15 protein-coding genes are annotated in these 17,265 nt (G+C 30.7%); 6 read left to right on the top strand and 9 right to left on the bottom strand.

What is annotated here, in order from left to right; translation table 11 throughout:
- Positions 1 to 21: 21 nt before the first annotated feature.
- From ACW9UN_RS01845 to ACW9UN_RS01835, 3 genes are read left to right on the top strand one after another with little or no spacing between them, the layout of a single operon-like run.
- Positions 22 to 2,901 (top strand): alpha-amylase family glycosyl hydrolase, encoded by a 2,880-nt coding sequence (locus ACW9UN_RS01845; RefSeq protein WP_459483360.1) that lies wholly within the window; start codon positions 22 to 24, stop codon positions 2,899 to 2,901.
- Positions 2,902 to 2,916: 15 nt separating this feature from the next.
- Complete coding sequence (locus ACW9UN_RS01840) at positions 2,917 to 5,097, top strand: T9SS type A sorting domain-containing protein (RefSeq protein ID WP_459483358.1); 2,181 nt, start codon at positions 2,917 to 2,919, stop codon at positions 5,095 to 5,097.
- A gap of 21 nt (positions 5,098 to 5,118) precedes the next feature.
- The gene (locus tag ACW9UN_RS01835) at positions 5,119 to 5,286 is read left to right on the top strand and encodes a hypothetical protein (protein ID WP_459483357.1); all 168 of its coding nucleotides are present in this window, start codon (positions 5,119 to 5,121) and stop codon (positions 5,284 to 5,286) included.
- Positions 5,287 to 5,686: 400 nt separating this feature from the next.
- Here the strand turns inward: ACW9UN_RS01835 and glpK are convergent, their stop codons facing one another.
- The 8 genes from glpK to ACW9UN_RS01795 form a co-directional block, all read right to left on the bottom strand.
- Positions 5,687 to 8,866 carry a glycerol kinase GlpK gene (glpK, locus tag ACW9UN_RS01830; protein WP_459483355.1) on the bottom strand — a complete coding sequence of 1,060 codons (3,180 nt, stop codon included), beginning with the start codon at positions 8,864 to 8,866 and terminating at the stop codon, positions 5,687 to 5,689.
- Positions 8,867 to 9,006: 140 nt separating this feature from the next.
- Positions 9,007 to 9,864 carry a pseudouridine synthase gene (locus tag ACW9UN_RS01825; RefSeq protein WP_459483354.1) on the bottom strand — a complete coding sequence of 286 codons (858 nt, stop codon included), beginning with the start codon at positions 9,862 to 9,864 and terminating at the stop codon, positions 9,007 to 9,009.
- A gap of 35 nt (positions 9,865 to 9,899) precedes the next feature.
- The gene (locus ACW9UN_RS01820) at positions 9,900 to 10,817 is read right to left on the bottom strand and encodes a geranylgeranylglycerol-phosphate geranylgeranyltransferase (RefSeq protein WP_459483353.1); all 918 of its coding nucleotides are present in this window, start codon (positions 10,815 to 10,817) and stop codon (positions 9,900 to 9,902) included.
- Between the two features lie 14 nt (positions 10,818 to 10,831).
- Positions 10,832 to 11,758, bottom strand: a complete 927-nt coding sequence (locus ACW9UN_RS01815) for a mevalonate kinase family protein (protein ID WP_459483351.1) — start codon at positions 11,756 to 11,758, stop codon at positions 10,832 to 10,834.
- Between the two features lie 54 nt (positions 11,759 to 11,812).
- Positions 11,813 to 12,208 (bottom strand): toxin-antitoxin system YwqK family antitoxin, encoded by a 396-nt coding sequence (locus ACW9UN_RS01810; protein ID WP_459483349.1) that lies wholly within the window; start codon positions 12,206 to 12,208, stop codon positions 11,813 to 11,815.
- 28 nt (positions 12,209 to 12,236) lie between these two features.
- A complete protein-coding gene (locus ACW9UN_RS01805; RefSeq protein ID WP_459483347.1) occupies positions 12,237 to 13,319 on the bottom strand; it encodes a diphosphomevalonate decarboxylase in 1,083 nt (360 codons plus the stop codon).
- A 34-nt stretch (positions 13,320 to 13,353) separates the two neighbouring features.
- On the bottom strand, positions 13,354 to 14,040 hold the full coding sequence (locus tag ACW9UN_RS01800; protein WP_459483346.1) for a LytR/AlgR family response regulator transcription factor: 687 nt from the start codon (positions 14,038 to 14,040) through the stop codon (positions 13,354 to 13,356).
- Positions 14,030 to 15,085: a sensor histidine kinase gene (locus ACW9UN_RS01795; protein ID WP_459483344.1), complete on the bottom strand. Its 1,056-nt coding sequence runs from the start codon at positions 15,083 to 15,085 to the stop codon at positions 14,030 to 14,032. The genes ACW9UN_RS01800 and ACW9UN_RS01795 overlap by 11 nt, the downstream gene beginning before the upstream one ends.
- Positions 15,086 to 15,290: 205 nt before the next feature.
- On the opposite strand from ACW9UN_RS01795, the gene ACW9UN_RS01790 reads away from it, so the two are divergent.
- The 3 genes from ACW9UN_RS01790 (at position 15,291) to ACW9UN_RS01780 (ending at position 16,560) form a co-directional block, all read left to right on the top strand.
- The gene (locus ACW9UN_RS01790) at positions 15,291 to 15,629 is read left to right on the top strand and encodes a MotA/TolQ/ExbB proton channel family protein (RefSeq protein WP_459483343.1); all 339 of its coding nucleotides are present in this window, start codon (positions 15,291 to 15,293) and stop codon (positions 15,627 to 15,629) included.
- An 80-nt stretch (positions 15,630 to 15,709) separates the two neighbouring features.
- Complete coding sequence (locus ACW9UN_RS01785; RefSeq protein WP_459483341.1) at positions 15,710 to 16,330, top strand: thiamine diphosphokinase; 621 nt, start codon at positions 15,710 to 15,712, stop codon at positions 16,328 to 16,330.
- Entirely contained in the window at positions 16,327 to 16,560 is a 234-nt protein-coding gene (locus ACW9UN_RS01780; RefSeq protein ID WP_459483339.1) for a hypothetical protein, read from the top strand. Before ACW9UN_RS01785 ends, ACW9UN_RS01780 begins: the two co-directional genes overlap by 4 nt.
- A 115-nt stretch (positions 16,561 to 16,675) precedes the next feature.
- On the opposite strand, the gene ACW9UN_RS01775 is transcribed toward ACW9UN_RS01780, so the two are convergent.
- Positions 16,676 to 17,230 carry a thioredoxin family protein gene (locus ACW9UN_RS01775; RefSeq protein WP_459483337.1) on the bottom strand — a complete coding sequence of 185 codons (555 nt, stop codon included), beginning with the start codon at positions 17,228 to 17,230 and terminating at the stop codon, positions 16,676 to 16,678.
- Positions 17,231 to 17,265: the final 35 nt, after the last annotated feature.

The following is a 17,265-nucleotide window of genomic DNA, read 5'->3' as shown; positions in this document are numbered from 1 at the left end:
CCTTTTTTTAAACATAAACCTATGATAAAAAAATTACTTTCAATTTATATAGTACTCATTTCTTTTGCTTCTATAGCTCAAGTTACTTTTGATGTTAGTGCAATTGAAATGAACGAACCTGTAACTATTACTGTAGATATTACTGCTACTAGCAGTTGTAACGGATTATCAAATCCTAATAAAGTATACATGCACGCTGGTATTGGAAACAATGCTAATGCATTTGGTTTTAATGTAATTGGTAATTGGGGCCAAGATGATGGTGTTGGAGAAATGACTGCGAATGGAAATGGAACTTACAGCATCACCATAACCCCTCAAAACTACTTTACCTTAACACAAACTCAAATTGATACTGCCACCCAAATAGGAATGGTTTTTAGAAATGAAGATGGTAGTCAAGAGCTAAAAAGAAACAATGGTGGATCTTGTGAAGATTTCATTTTTCCTATTGGTGCTGTACAAGTAAATATTACAAATCCTACAACAGATTTAGTTGTTGTAAATTCTGGTGATAATTTAAATGTTAGCGCAGAAATTGTTTTTCAATCTTCAACCACAGTTCAAGGTAACATAGAGGTTTTTTATAATGATGTATCTGTTGCCACTGCAACCTGTGGTTTTCCTTCATGTAATGCAACCATACCTAATATTACAGAAAGTGGAGTTGTAAAAATAGTGGGTACACCACCAAATTCTACAGAAACTGGCGATGCTAAATTTAACGTTGTTGTTGTACCTAATGTTGCTAATGAAACCATGCCTTCTGGTATGGAAGACGGTATTAATTATGTTTCTGATGATACAAAAGCCATTTTAGTTTTAAATGCACCTGGCAAAGACTTTGTACAAGTTGCAGGTAGTTTTAACAACTATACCCCTACTGACGCTTACAATATGAAAAAAGACCCAGCAAGTGGTAAGTTTTGGTTAGAAATATCAAACTTAACAGCTGGCCAAATCGAAACCTATCAATATTGGGTTTTTGATCAATCTCCAGCAACAAATTCACCAAACTTGGTAAAAACTGCTGATCCATTTTCTACTTTAGTTTTATCGCCTTTTGATGACCCTTGGATTTCAGAAGATACCTACCCAAATATGCCAACGTATCCTTCTGGTCAAGAAAGAGAAGTAACTGTTTTACAAACAGGTCAAACTGAGTATAACTGGCAAGTTACCGACTTTCAAAAACCTAAAAAAGAAGACTTAATTGTTTATGAAGTATTAGTTAGAGATTTTGACGAAGACAGAAATTATCAAGACTTAATTGATAAAATCGACTATTTCAAAGGATTAAACATCAATGCCATACACCTTATGCCAGTTATGGAATTTGAAGGTAATGAAAGTTGGGGATACAATACCTCATTTCATTTGGCTTTAGACAAATTCTATGGTACAGAAAATAAATTAAAAGAGTTTATAGATCTATGCCATCAAAACGGAATTGCAGTTATTCTTGACGTTGTTTTAAATCACGCATTTGGTAGAAACCCAATGGTTAGAATGTGGATGAATGATGCTGATAATGATGGTTGGGGAGAACCAAGTGCAGATAATCCTTATTTTAATGAGTTTTCTAGACATAGTTACAATGTAGGTTCAGATTTTAATCACCAAAGTAGTTTAACACAAGAATATTCAAAACGTGTTATTAAACATTGGATTGAAGATTTTAAAATCGATGGTTTTCGTTGGGATTTAACCAAAGGGTTTACACAAAACTGTTCTGGTAGTGATGAAGGTTGTACAAATGCTTATCAGCAAGATAGAGTTGATGTTTTAAAATCTTACGCAGATTATTCTTGGAGTTTAGACAATGATCACTATGTAATTTTTGAACATTTAGGTTCTGATAATGAAGAACAGCAATGGGCAAATTACAAAGATGGAATAATGTTATGGGGTAAAATGACAAATGAGTATAATGAACTCACAATGGGTACCTCTGGTAATAAAAACTTTAACAGAATGGGGCATAAAAGTAGAGGTTTTAATCAACCTAGACTTTTAGGATATGCAGAAAGCCACGATGAGGAACGTTTAATGTATAAAAACTTAGAGTTTGGAAACAACTCAACAACTTCTCATAATGTAAGAGATTTAAATACAGCTTTATCAAGAATGTCAGCTTTAGGCGCAGTTACTTTAACAATTCCTGGGCCAAAAATGATTTGGCATTTTGGAGATTTAGGGATGCAAAATTCTATTTTTACTTGTGATAATGGAACTGTAAACGAACCTGGAGGAACTGATGGTGATTGTAAATTAGCAACAAAACCACAACCTCAGTGGGCAAATAATTGGCTAACAAACGCCAATAGAAAAATAATTTATGATGATTGGGCTAGAATAAATTTACTGAAAACTTCTTTACCTGTTTTTGAAGGTGATTACACCATTACTTCAGGTACTTTAACACCTAGAATAGATATTTATAATACCAATATTCCTGAAACGGAACTAAGAAACGTGGTTGTTTTAGCTAATTTTGATGTTGTTGCTCAAAACATGGATACCAATTTTCCTATTTCTGGAGATTGGGTAGATTTAATGGATCCTTCAGGGAATACAACCTATGCTGCCAACAGTATTACGTTACAACCAGGAGAATTCAGAATTTTCGGTAATCAAAAAGCAACACTTTCTACAGATGGTGTTTTAGCTGAAAATGGTCTAAGAATTTACCCAAATCCAACTACACACGCTTTTTCAGTTTCAAAAGATATACAAAGTCTTAGTATTTATGATATTACAGGAAAAAAAGTAAAAGAATTTTCTAAAAGCATCATAAAAACAAAAGTTTTCTCTATAACCGGATTAAAATCGGGTGTTTATTTTGTTAGAATGGGTAATAGTTCTAACAAAATAGCAACCAAAAAATTAATTATAAACTAACCATAAAACTTAAGAATGAAAAAAAATTATTTTATTAAAGAATTGAGTATTTTGTTTTTATCACTTTTTATAAGTGCTACTAGCTATGCCCAATTAGGTACTGATACATATACGTTAGGTTTAGATAACGCCAACAATTATGGTGGAACTTGGAATGAAACAAGCGCTGGAACGGGTTTTGGTGATTGGGTCTTTGACACCTATGCTGGTGATGGTGGTGGTGGATTTGCAGGCAGATTTACGGGTTCTTTTTCTGCTGCATTAGATGTTAGTTCTACTTCTTTTGGTTTATTTGCGAATAGCCAAAATAATACAACATCTGGTGCTACAAGATCTTTGCCTCAAAACTTACAAGAAGGTGATGTTTTTAAAATTTCTGTTGGTGTAAATTTTAGAGATGGCGCAAAAGGATTTGATTTAAGAGATGCCTCAAATTCTACAATTGTAAACTTTAATGTAGGTAGTGATAAATATACTATTGCAGGCATTGACTTATTTAGTAATGCTTACGACGCCAATACTGTAATAACATTTACGTTTACTCAAAACGCAACATCTTTAGATTGGACTGCTGATAGAACTGGTGGTTTAACAGGCACACAAAGTGGAACAATAAATAGCATTAATGCAGGCACAATTACCAATCTTAGACTTTATAATGTAAGCTCTGGAACAAATGGTGATGGTGGCTCAGGAGAGAGAAATTTATATTTCAACTCTTTCGAGTTTACAAGTTTGTATTCCATAAATGCAAACTCTTCTGTTACTGTATCTTCTAATACAACTGCACCATATTTAACAATTGAATCTGGAAGTTCTGTAACGGTTAGTTCTAACATAGATCTAAATATATCTGGTAACTTATCAAATAGTGGAACTTTAACTGCAAATGCGGGTTCATCATTAAGAATTGGAGGCACTTCAACAGGAAATGTTACTTACAATAGAACATTAAATTTTGTTTCTGGTAATACTAATGGATGGCATTTAGTGAGTTCTCCTGTTGCTGGTGAAATTTTTGATAATACATTTGCAACAAATAATGATATTGCTTCTGGAAGTAGTACTAATTTAGGAGTTGCTTCATACAATACTACTGGAAATACATGGACTTATCTTCAATCTCCTAGTGGTAGTATTTCTTCTACATCAGGTATGGGATATTCAGTGAAAAGAGCTTCAACAGGTACAGTTTCTTTTACAGGAACCATAAATACTGGTGATGTGAATGGGGTAACTGTTGGTACTGCTGATGGTGGTTTTAATTTATTAGGTAACCCGTATACTGCTTACATGAGTAGTCAAACTTTCTTAAATGCAAATACTAATACTACTGGACAAATATGGACTTGGACTGATGGAGGTGGTTATACTGCTAGAACTGCTGCAGACAACTTTATAATTGCTCCAGGACAAGGTTTCTTTGTAAGCGTAGCTAGCGGATCAACAGTAGATTTTGCAGAATCTAACCAAACATCTGGAACAGATAATTTTCAGAAAACCAATAAAACAGAGATTTCTTTATTTATTGCCAATGGTAAAGTAAACAGATCTGCACGATTAATGTATTTTGATGACAATGTTACAAAAGGTTTTGACTGGGGTTATGAAGGTAAAACTTTTACTGGGGTTAAAACTAATATGGAGGTTTTTACGCATATTTTAGAAAATAATATTGGTGAAAATTACCAAGTACAATCTTTACCAAAAAAGGATATGGAGTCTATGGTGATTCCTGTTGGAATTACTGCAGATGCTGGAAAAATTACTTTTACTGCAAAAGCAATGAATTTACCAAATGGTTTAAAAGTGTTTTTAGAAGATAGAGAAAACAATACGTTCACTAGATTAGATGAAACTAACGCTAGTTATGCAGTAACATTAACTGAAAAAACAGATGGTGTTGGACGTTTTTACTTACACACAAAATCGTCATCAGTTTTAAGTACGGATGCTTTTACTTTGAATACTATTAGTATGTATCCAACAAATAGTAATAACTTAAGAATCGTTGGTTTATCACAAGGAAAATCTCAAATAAAATTATTTACCATATTAGGTAAGCAAGTAGTAAACAAAAGCTTCACTGCTAATGGTGTTTATAATGTTCAATTACCAAATTTAACTACAGGGGTTTATATTGCTCAGTTGGAAAACGAAAGTGGACAAATTAGCAAGAAAATTGTATTAGAATAAACAATATTAAAGAAATAGATCATGAAAAATAATAACGAAAACCAGAATATTACGCGTAAAGATGCCATTAAAAAAATAGGTAATTATAGTAAATATGCAGCTTTAACTGCATTGGGTACATATATGATATTAAATCCACAAAAATCTCAGGCTGCATCTGTTCCTTCAGATCCAGGATCAGGATTTTAATTGTATATATTTCTGTAAACCTAAGAGGCTGTTCGAAAAGTAGATTTGTAAGTTATTTTTGGCGAAGTAGAAAAATAGGTATTTAATTATCAACAAATAAAATTTTTCTATTACAGCCAAAATGACATGTTTTCATACTTTTCAAACAGCCTCTTTTGCTTAAAAAATTAGATATAGTTTTTAGGCTAATTCAGGTTTATTTCACTAAAAAACAACTAATTATCATTTCGAAAGCAACGAACTCTAAATGAGCAATTTCAAATTAAATTAATATTTCTACATTCCAGTCAAGATAACATTCATCTCAAAGAATAAAAATTATAATGTATTAATAATCAAAGGTTTTTAAATGGAACTCACATTAAAAATAATCTTGACATCTTACTAAGTTACATGTAATTTATTTAAATTCTTCATCGTAATAATTGGTAGCATCTTTTAGCAGCAAATTCATTCTTTCAATTTCTTGAGTAACTCTGTGCTCATCCCAATCTAAATACATTTTACAATCACTTATAACTACATGTAAATATTGTGCTATACTCTTAATATTAAAGTACAAACGCCCCGTTCTTCTAACAAAAAAATCTGCTAAACTATTTGTCATTTCATAATGAATGCAATACCAAACCTCAGCTCTAATTAGCTTATTTAAAGGATTTCCACTTCTAAAAAAATCATATTTATTAAGAATTAAAGCGGTGTTTTTACCATAAGTTGTTGTTAAATAAAAAGCGTAATAACTTGCATCTTTTGTAGGTACACCCTTGTCTAACAACTCCTTTTCTAGTTCTTTTTGATAATACTTTACTTCTTTAAATGATTTGAGCATAGGATTAACCAGAGAAATTTTTTCTGTGGTTGACTTTTTTAATTTCTTTTTTCTTTTTTCTGGCAAAGTTTCTAAAACTACATCAATAACTCTATGTGCCATTTTTCTATATCCTGTTAATTTACCACCTGCAATAGAAATTAAACCACTGTCTGATATAAAAATTTCGTCTTTTCTTGATAATTCTGATGGATCTTTACCTTCTTCATGAATTAATGGACGTAATCCTGCCCAGTTCGATTCGACATCAGCAATGGTTAAATTGATATTAGGAAACACGGCATTTGTGGCTTTTAACAAATATGCTGCATCTTCTTTCGTTGCAACAACCCTATTTAAATCTCCATCATAATTTGTATCAGTAGTACCAATATATGTACATCTGCCTCTTGGAATTGCAAAAACCATTCTACCATCATCAACATCAAAATAAATAGATTGTTGAATAGGTAATTTTTCAAACGGCACAACAAGATGCACCCCTTTTGTTAAGTGTAAATATTTATTATTAATAGAATTATCCTTTTTTCTAATTTTATCTACCCAAGGCCCAGCAGCAGACACATAATTTTTTGAACTAATATTGAGTCTTTTACCCGAATTATAATCAATACAATTGATACTTTCAATTTTTGAATTACTATCATAAACAAAAGAATCCATTGCACAATAGTTTATAATTGTAGCTCCATATTCAGATGCTTTTTTTAGCAATTCAATGGTTAATCTTGCATCATCTGTTCTATATTCTGCGTAATAACCACCCCCTAAAACTTTGTTTTTATCTAATAGAGGTTCTTTAGCTAAAGTTTCTTTTTTATCAAGCATTTTTCGGCTATCTTCTCCCCCAACATTTGCCAATAAATCATATACTTTTAATCCTATTGATGTCATAAACTTACCATAAGTACCATCTTCTGTTAATGGTAATAGCATTTTTTCGGGCAAAACCAAATGAGGAGCCAATTTATGTACAATAGCTCTTTCTGAGCCAGATTCTCTCACCAAACTTATTTCGAATTGCTTTAAGTAACGTAAACCTCCATGTATTAATTTAGTAGATTTATTACTGGTTCCTGAGGCAAAATCATCTTTTTCTATCAAACAAACTTTCATTCCTCTAGCAGCTGCATCTAAAGCTATACCTGCACCTGTAACACCACCACCTATAACAATTAAATCAAAGGTTTTGGTAGCCATTATTTTTAATTGTTTATTTCTGTCTAAAACAGAAAAACGCATGTTTTTTTCTTCTACTCTATTTTTGGGTGTAGTTCTGGTCTGATCAATTGCTTTTAACCAACCTTTTATTTTTTTCTTACGCTGTTTAGCTTTCATTTTAGGCTGAAAGATTTTTTCTATTTTACGTAAGTCTTTGACATTTTCTTGCACCCAAAAACCGGCTTTAATTCCGGCTAAAAGTGCGGCTCCAAAAGCGGTTACTTCTAACATTTTGGGTCTATCTACAGCAACATTTAAAATATCTGATTGAAATTGCATTAAATATTTATTGGCACTTGCACCACCATCTACCTTTAATGTTATCATTTCTTTATCAGAATCTTGAATCATTGCATCAATAACGTCTCTTGTTTGATAAGCTAAAGATTCAACTGTGGCTTTTATAAGTTCTTTTTTACCCGTATCTAATGTCATTCCATATACACTTCCTTTTGCATTTGCATCCCAGTAAGGTGCGCCTAAACCTGCAAAAGCGGGCACCACATAAACATCTTTTAAAGGAGGTATACTTTTACAAATTTTTTCTGTATCTACTGCTTTATCTATTAACTGCAATTGATCTCTTAGCCATTGAATGGCTGCACCACCTATAAAAACACTACCTTCTAAGGCGTAATTTATAGGTTGATGCTCTAAACTACAAGTGAGTGTGGTGAGTAATCCTTTTTTAGAAACCACTTGTTTTTCATCAGTATTTAAAAGTATAAAGCAGCCTGTTCCATAGGTACTTTTTGCAATTCCAGATTGAAATCCTCCTTGACCAAATAATGCTGCTTGTTGATCTCCTGCAACTCCATAAATTGGAATTTCGACATTTTTGTATTGTATAGCACCAAAGTTTGAGGAAGACTTTTGAACTTTTGGCAACATATTTTCTGGAATATCAAATGCTTTTAAGAGTTTTTTATCCCACTGCAATTCTTTGATATTATAAAGTAAAGTACGTGATGCATTTGTATGATCTGTTAGATGTTTTTTACCATTTGTAAACTTATAAATTAGCCAACTATCAATGGTACCAAAACACAAATCTCCTGCTTGTGCTTTTTCTTTTGCTCCATCCACATTATCTAAAATCCATTGTAGTTTTGTTGCTGAAAAATAAGCGTCTATAACTAATCCTGTATTTTCTTGAATATATGTAGCATATCCATTTTTTTTAAAATTATTACAAATATGGGTAGTTCGCTTATCTAACCAAACTATGGCATTGTAAATTGGTTTTTGATTTTTTCTGTCCCAAACCACAGTAGTTTCTCGCTGATTTGTGATGCCAATAGCTACAATTTCTTCTGGATGAATATGTGCCTCTTGAAGTGCGTTTTGAAACGTTTGTAGTTGATCTTGATAAATTTCTTCTGGATTGTGCTCTACCCAGCCTGACTTTGGGTAGTATTGGGTTAATTCTTTTTGAGAAATCTTTACAATTTCTCCTTCTTTATTAAAAATAATTGTTCGGGTACTTGTTGTACCTTGATCAAAAGCAACTACGTATTTTTTTTCCATCACCTGTAAAAATCTATTGGTTCAATATACGATAAAAGAAAAATATAAGCGTTTCTAATTTTTTAAGAATTGGCTATTTTTAACATGGTATTAATTTTTAGTTTGATGCAAAAAAAATCCAGTAAAAACTGGATTTATATTTATTTCATTTTTTGAAGATTAGCCACTTCTAAAGATGTTAAAGACCTCCATCTACCTCTAGGCAAATTTTTCTTTGTCAATTCCGCAAAAATTACACGATCTAATTTGATAACTTTATAACCTACATGTTCAAAAATTTTACGTACAATTCTGTTTCTACCTGAGTGTATTTCGATGCCTATTTCTGATTTCGGTTCACCATTTATATAAGAAACAGCATCAATAAATACTTTTCTACCTTCAATGATTACTTCATCTCTTAACTTTTCTAAATCCTTTAAATCTAGCTTTCTATCTAAAGATGCATGATATAGTTTACGTACATTATGTTTTGGATGTGTTAGTTTTTTAGCTAAATCGCCATCATTTGTAAATAACAATAAACCTGTGGTGTTTCTATCTAACCTACCTACAGGATAAATACGTTCTTTAGAGGCATTTGCAATCAGTTCCATTACTGTTTTACGACCTCGATCATCATCCATTGTTGTGATATAATTCTTAGGTTTATTCAGTAAAATATATCTTTTTTGTTCTGGTGATATTGCAGTTCCGTCAAAACGAACAACATCGTCTGGTTGTACTTTGTAGCCCATTTCTGTAACCAGTTTACCATTAACCTCTACACTTCCATGTTCTATATAAGTGTCTGCCTCTCTACGCGAACAAATTCCAGAATTGGCAATGTATTTGTTTAAACGGATTCCTAAAGAATTGTCGGATTTTTTTACAGGATCAGCCTTTTTGTAATCCTTTTTTACAGGTTTTCTGCTTAAAGGTTTTGTAGTTTTTCTGTTTAGAGGCGTACTTTTTTTACCTGCTTGTCGTCTTCTCGACGAGTTTTTATTTGATTCCATTATTAAAATTTTGGCAAAGGTACTTAATTTGATGACTAATTCAATCGATCAATTACTTTTTCTAAAATCAGTGAAGTATCTATAAAAATTAAACAGAAAACACCAATTAACAATAACAATTTTAGAATGTTATGCAAAAAACGGTATTGGCTTCTTTTGCTTGATTTCCACAGGTAAATACCCACATAAATTAAAGTTATTAAAGCCGCGTAAAAGAAGTATTTCATATAACTCAATTCAGGGTAACTGAATAAAATTACTATAGGAAACAATGTTAAAATAAGTAAAAACACACTGAGTTGCTTTGTTTTTCTTTCGCCATAAGCTACTGTAAACGTTTTGTAGTTATTGGCTATTGCCCCTTTTATATTCTCTAAATCTTTGATTAATTCTCTGACCATAATCACCAAAAAGAGAAAAATTGCGTGTACAAAAATAATTTTTGAGAAGTTTTTATAATATACAAAAATGGCAAAAAAAGGTAAAATAGTAAGTATTGTTGCTGAAATTAACCCCGTAAACGGCATTTTTTTCAACTTATGTGAATAGAACCATATTCCGAATATATATACTGCAAAAAACAAAGCTGCTTTCCAAGAAACTAGAAACCCAAAAACGAAGCCTAAAAAATTTAATGTAAAGTATAATGATAGTTTTGTTTCTTGCTTTACATAGCTATCAATTCCTGTTTTTACAGGCCTGTTTATTATATCTATTTTACTATCGTAGAAATTATTAATAATATAACCAGAAGCAATAACACAAACAGAAGCCAAAACAATAAAGAATAAATCGATATCAAGAAAAACATTTAAAGCATTATCTTCTGATGAAAAAATAAAGATAGAGGCTAAATACTGAGCAATTACTAATACTAAAATATTATATCCTCTTACTACCGAAAATAAGCTCAATATTTTTTTAAGAAAAGTCTTCGATTTTGAAGAACTCATAAAGTAGCTTAGTTTTAGAATCTATATACCAATTCTAACTTATACTCTTTTAAGCTTTCTTGTGCTTTTGGATAATCTTCGGTAAAACCTAAAATATAACCTCCACCACCAGAACCACAAAGTTTTAAGTAATAATCGTTGGTTTTAATACCATTAGCCCAAACTTTATGAAAAGCGTCTGGTATCATTGGCTTGAAGTTTTTTAAGACTACTTTTGATAAACTTTTTACGTTAGAAAATAACGATTTTACATCACCTTGTAAAAAATTTTCTATACAAGCATCTGTATGCAGTACAAATTCTTCGCTTAGCATTTTTCTAAAACCTTCATTTTTCATCTTGTTCATAAAGATATTTACCATTGGTTCAGTTTCACCAATTTGCTCGGAATCTAGTAAAAAAACAGCTCCTTTTCCTTCTTTTTGAGATGGTATTCCTGCGGGTTCTAAATTATCTTTTGAATTGATTAAAATCGGTAGACTTAAATAGGAGTTTAACGGATCTAAACCAGAGCTTTTACCATGAAAAAAAGACTCCATTAAACCAAAGGTAGCTTTTAATTTTAGTAATTTTTCTCTTGTTAAATTTTCTAAAACCGTTATTTTATTATTTGCATAATTATCGTAGATAGAAGCAACTAAAGCACCAGAACTACCAACACCATAGCCTTGTGGAATTGATGAATCAAAATACATTCCGTTGTCTAAATCTTGTTTAAACTGCTTTAAATTAAAGGATACTAGATCTGAATTTAAATTTGAAATATAGTTGTAATACTTGTACAAATTTTGGTTAGACTTCAAAGCATCGCCTTCTAAATGTTCGGTTGTTTTTAAGGCGCCTCTATACGTGTTAAAAGGTATAGCTAATCCTTTAGAATCTTTTATGATACCATATTCTCCAAAAAGTAAAATTTTAGCGTAAAAAAGAGGTCCTTTCATAGTGTTGTTTAATGAGTTACAAAAATACGGAAATTTTATGTTAAGGAATTGTTATTAATCATTTTTGTAGAAAACCTTCCAAATTCCTACTTTATCACCTTTATGATATCTTCCTTTTTTAAAAATTTTTCCAGTTTTATAATATTCTTTCCAATTGCCTTCTCGCAAACCTTCTTTGTATTTACCAACGGCTCTTAATTCGCCTGTATGGTAATATTCATTAAAAAAACCGTCTAACTTTCCATCAACATAAAAAACTTTTCGGTACAAGGTTTTGTTTTTATAAAAATAAGAAACTTTACCTTTTAAGTTTCTACCAACTTTATAATAAACTGCATTTTCTTTTGTGGTTTCTTTTAAGTTTTGATCTAACCAAACCGTTTCTTGAACTGTAAAAGATGATGTTAAAAAAATAACTATAAATCCTAAAATTAAAGCTGAGCTTCTCATAATATGCTATGTTTTTACTACCTCAATTTTAGATCATTTTTGCTCCAAAACCAACAGCATCACAAATATAATGATTTTTCTGACAGAATTTAGAAAGCTCATTTTCAATAAATTGATTCACGCTTTCTTTTTCTTTAAAAGGATATAAAACATGCACATTAGCTCCTGCATCTAAGGTAAAACAAATATGACTGTTTTGTTCTTTTCGATATTCCCAAATTTTATTGATAATTTCTAAAGTATTGGGTTTCATCAAAATAAAATACGGGTTGCTGGTTAACATCATTGCATGCAATGTTAAAGCTTCACTTTCTACTAAATTGACAAACTCTTTTAGGTTTCCTTCTTGAAGGATTTTAGACATCTTACCCAAATTTTCATTGGCTTGTACAAAACGACTTTCTGCATAAGGATGATTGTGCATTAAATTATGACCAACTGTACTTGATACTTGTTTTTCGCCTTTATCTACCAATAAAATGGCATCTTGATAATTCTCAAAAATCGGATGCACTTGATATGGAAATTGCACTCCAAATAAATCTGAACTTCCTTCAATTTCTGTATGTTTTCCCCAAACCACTAAAGGCCCTTCTATACTTCTGCTTGCAGATCCAGAACCTAATCTTGCTAAAAAAGATGCTTTTTTGTTGATATATTCCTCAGACAATCCAGAAATAATTTCATTTTCTAAACTTAATAAACATCTTGCAATAGCAGATAAACCGCTTGCAGAAGAAGCAATACCACTTGAATGCGGAAAAGAATTCTCTGAATTAATTGTCATTTTATAATCAAAAATATAAGGACAATAAGTTTGAATTCTTTTAAAAAATGCTGCAATTTTAGGTTTAAATTCTTCTTTTTCTTTGCCCTCGAAAAACAAATCAAAAATAACACGTTTGTCTTTGGTTAGTTTACGTTCAAATGCTATGGTTGTTATGGTATGGCAATTGTTTAGCGTAAAACTAATGGATGCATTTTTTGGGATTTGTGGGTTGCTTTTTCCCCAATATTTTACCAAAGCAATGTTGCTTGGGGTTTGCCAAGTAAAACTGGTTTTGTCAATAAATTTTAAATCGGATTTTACTAAAAATTGATCTGTATTCAAGGTCTGAAAATTTATGACAAAGATAAAGTTTCAACTACACTTCTGCTAATTTTTGCAAAACGCTTTCTTTATAACTCCTACTTATGGGCAGGGCTTTTTTATCAATTTCAATAAATTCGTTGGTGTAAGAAGTAATTTTATCAAAAGAAACAATAAAAGATCTATGAATTCTAATAAACGATTTCCCCTCTAATTTTTGCTCTAAATTAGAAATGGTTTCTCTGGTTATAATACTCTTTTTTGATGTAAATATTTTTACATAATCGCTTAAACTTTCGATGTATAAAATGGATTCAAAATCAATTTTTACCATTTTTCTGTCTGCTCTTACAAACATAAAATGGTTGTTGTTTTTTGAATCTTTTATAGGATTTACTTTCTCTACAGCTGCCAAAAAACGATCATAAGAAATGGGTTTTAACAAATAATCTGCCGCCATTAAATCGAAACCATCTACAGCATAATCTCTATAAGCTGTTGTAAAAATAATTTGTGCTTTTTTATTGATGATTTTTGCCAAGCTTAACCCAGATATTTCTGGCATATTAATGTCTAAAAAATAGACATCAACTTCGTTTTCTTGCATAAAAACCAAGGCTTCTGAAGCATTTTTACAACTTTTTATTAATTGTAAATTAGCAGTTTTTTCTATGTAAGAAGCTAAGATTTCTCTTGCCATTGGTTCATCATCAACAATAACACATCGCATTTTATGCTTCATTTTTTATGGGTATTTTTAAATCGATGGTAAACAAGTTTTCATCCTCAGAAATTTTTAAAAAACCATCTTTACCATACAACATGTCTAACCTTTTTTTAATGTTTTGCAAACCTATTCCTTTTTTTGAACGGACTTTTTGCTTGGCTGTATTTTGGACATTAAAACTTATAAATTTATTATCAACCTTTAAACTAATATTCACTTTTAACCTGCCATCAATTTGCCATCCGTGTTTAAATGCATTTTCTACAAATGGTAATAATAACATTGGTGGAATCTGTAATGCATCATCAAAATTATCTTTAACAATAGCAACCTCTACACTATCTTGAAATCTACTTTTTTCTAGCATGATGTAATCTTCTATATGATTGATTTCATCCTTTAAAAATACAAAAGGCTTTTCTACTTGATATAAAATATAATCTAACAGACTCGATAATTTTAAAATCATTTCTGGAGCTTGATCCGATTTTTTTAAAGCAAAACCATACAAAGTATTTAAGGTGTTGAATAAAAAATGCGGGTGAATTTGCATTTTTAAAAACCTCAACTCTTGTTCTTTTAGTTCGAGTTGTGTTTGAAGAAATCTGTTTTCTAATGCTTTTTTTTCTTCAATAGATTGATAATTGTGTTTTAGAATTTTAAATCCGCCTGCAAGCGCAATAATGAGCAAGCTACAAACTATAATTACTCCTGAATTTTTAGTTAAACCTGGCATTTTCTGAAACTCTAAATTGTAGAAAAATACAAAACCAAAAACCACTGTCATTAACACTGCACAGACTATAAATACAAGTGCATAAAAAACATATAACACAAATGATTTGTATTTTTTTGTAAGTAAAAAATCGGGAATTAAGTAATACACTACCACATAAGATGCAACTATGGTAATGACGCTTAAAATTGTAGAAAACCAAAAAATAAAATTTTTATTCTCTGAACCCACACTAAAAAACACAAAGAAAAAAAACCAAACCACCAACCAAAACAACAGGTGTAAAGGAATCTTTTTTAATAATCGTTTTAAGTGATGCTTCATCTTACAAAGTAACTATTATTAATTTCTATACACTTTAAATATAGATGAATTTTAGATTTAAACCCCTATTCTACCAAATTAAAGCTGTTTTTGTATTTCTATAGAATTTCTGCTAAATCCTTTTAAAAATCCGTTACTGGTCGCATTATAAAATATTGCTTAGCTTTAACAAATACTTTAGCAGCATAATTTAAAAAACTTTATTATGAATTTTATTTTTGAAGGTGGACCAATTTTTATGGTTCCTTTATTACTGCTCTTGATTGTTATAATCGTCTTATTTTTTAAAGGTTTAAAAGATAATTCTGAAAAAAACTTAAAACTATTAAACGCTTTAGCCCTATTTACTTTTGTTTTTGGTGTTTTAGGTTTTGTTGTTGGACTTTTAGGAGCGTTGGAAGCAATTTCAGCAAATACAGTATCTATTTCTCCTCAAATTTTAGCAGGTGGTTTAAAAGTTAGTTTAATATCTCCAGCATTTGGAATGGTTATATTTTTAATTGGAAAACTATTTTCAATTATACTAACTTGGAAAAAAGGGTAAAAAATTTTCTTGTAAATTTGTTGAAAGCATCTTCTCTCTTCATTAGAGTTGATGCTTTTTTGTTTGTATTTTTGCAACTTATGTACACTAAAAAAGCCTTTTTATTGTTAAATGGAGAAGCTCCAAAAAAAATTCCTGATTTAACAAAATACGATCTTATTTGTGCCACAGATGGTGCTTATCAATATTTAAAAGAAAAAAAGATTCAACCTAATTTTATTAGTGGCGATTTTGATTCTTTAGACCATTTACCTACTGATGTAGAAATAATTCATACACCCAATCAAGATTTTACAGATTTTGATAAAATTTTAAATATTTTGTTTGATAAAGGTTATACTCAGATTGATGTTTATGGTGCAAGTGGCAAAGAACAAGATCATTTTTTAGGAAATTTACACACGGCCATTCAATGGAAAAATGAGTTAAATCTTACTTTTTTTGATGAGTATGGTTACTATTTTTTAGCTGATACAGTTACAGAAATTACAGATTGTCATCAGAAAATTATTTCTTTACTTCCATTACCCATTGCAAAAAATATTACCACTAAAGGTTTGCAATATCCTTTAACCAACGAAAATTTAGAATTCGGAAAAAGAATAGGCACAAGAAATAAAGCCATTACTAATAATGTAACCATTACTTTTAACAGTGGTAATCTGTTTATTTTTATCAACCATAAAAATCAAGAAAATTGAGTAGAAAAATAAAATTATTGTGGGATTTTAGAGGACCAGATGCCCAGGAAACTGCAATACATCATACCATTCATTTAAAAGAATTTGCAACTTTAGAAAATTTAGATTTTCATGAAATTGATATTCTAGAAAAAAATCCGATGTTATTTTCTGCGTTTATTACGGTTGCAGAAAAAGACATGAAAATTTATAGAGACGCCTTAAAACCTCATAGAGGAGAACTTGCTTAAGTTATGCATTATTAATGTTCAAATAGATGCTTGATTTACAACACAATTTCAAATACACGAATATAAGTGATTAACAAACCATGCATACTCACTTTAAGCTAATTCAACAATTGAATTATTTCCACTTGATACCACAACCTACACTTGGTTTTTGATGTTCTACAACCGGTTTATTTTGTAATAAATTGTTCAATGCATTTCTAATATCTGCCCCTGTTACCGGTTTTCCATTTCCTGGTCTAGAATCGTCTAATTGCCCATGATAAACAGACTCTAAGTTTTTATCAAAAATATAAAAATCGGGCGTACAAGCAGCGTCATACGCTTTAGCTACTTGTTGGGTTTCATCATACAAATACGGAAAAGGATATTCTTTTTTCTCTGCTAGCTGCTTCATTAAATGCGGTGCATCTTGCGGATAATTTACAATATCATTACTGCTTATTGCAATACAATTAATCCCTTTTGATTTATAATCTTTGGCTAACTTTACCAATTCATCATTTACATGAATTACAAAAGGACAATGATTACAAATGAACATAATTACAGTTCCTTTTTCACCTTTTAAATCGTTTAATCCATAGTTTTTATTATCTATTGTATTGATTAAGTTAAAATTAGGCGCTTTTGTGCCAATTGCAAATTCGTTAGATTCTGTTCTTGCCATAATTCGGTTATCAGTTAATATTTTTTAGTTTTTCA

This window comes from Polaribacter litoreus (genome assembly GCF_054584775.1).
The sequence above is the reverse complement of the archived record's forward strand: the minus strand, read 5'-3'. Positions and strand labels throughout refer to the sequence as shown.

Excerpts from the sequence above, each read along its gene's own strand:
- ACW9UN_RS01790 (WP_459483343.1), top strand. The coding sequence starts at position 15,291 with ATGAATTTTATTTTTGAAGGTGGACCAATTTTTATGGTTCCTTTATTA.
- ACW9UN_RS01825 (WP_459483354.1), bottom strand. The coding sequence starts at position 9,864 with ATGGAATCAAATAAAAACTCGTCGAGAAGACGACAAGCAGGTAAAAAA.
- ACW9UN_RS01815 (WP_459483351.1), bottom strand. The coding sequence starts at position 11,758 with ATGAAAGGACCTCTTTTTTACGCTAAAATTTTACTTTTTGGAGAATAT.
- ACW9UN_RS01845 (WP_459483360.1), top strand. The coding sequence starts at position 22 with ATGATAAAAAAATTACTTTCAATTTATATAGTACTCATTTCTTTTGCT.
- ACW9UN_RS01800 (WP_459483346.1), bottom strand. The coding sequence starts at position 14,040 with ATGAAGCATAAAATGCGATGTGTTATTGTTGATGATGAACCAATGGCA.
- ACW9UN_RS01840 (WP_459483358.1), top strand. The coding sequence starts at position 2,917 with ATGAAAAAAAATTATTTTATTAAAGAATTGAGTATTTTGTTTTTATCA.
- ACW9UN_RS01835 (WP_459483357.1), top strand. The coding sequence starts at position 5,119 with ATGAAAAATAATAACGAAAACCAGAATATTACGCGTAAAGATGCCATT.
- glpK (WP_459483355.1), bottom strand. The coding sequence starts at position 8,866 with ATGGAAAAAAAATACGTAGTTGCTTTTGATCAAGGTACAACAAGTACC.
- ACW9UN_RS01785 (WP_459483341.1), top strand. The coding sequence starts at position 15,710 with ATGTACACTAAAAAAGCCTTTTTATTGTTAAATGGAGAAGCTCCAAAA.
- ACW9UN_RS01810 (WP_459483349.1), bottom strand. The coding sequence starts at position 12,208 with ATGAGAAGCTCAGCTTTAATTTTAGGATTTATAGTTATTTTTTTAACA.
- ACW9UN_RS01795 (WP_459483344.1), bottom strand. The coding sequence starts at position 15,085 with ATGAAGCATCACTTAAAACGATTATTAAAAAAGATTCCTTTACACCTG.
- ACW9UN_RS01775 (WP_459483337.1), bottom strand. The coding sequence starts at position 17,230 with ATGGCAAGAACAGAATCTAACGAATTTGCAATTGGCACAAAAGCGCCT.
- ACW9UN_RS01820 (WP_459483353.1), bottom strand. The coding sequence starts at position 10,817 with ATGAGTTCTTCAAAATCGAAGACTTTTCTTAAAAAAATATTGAGCTTA.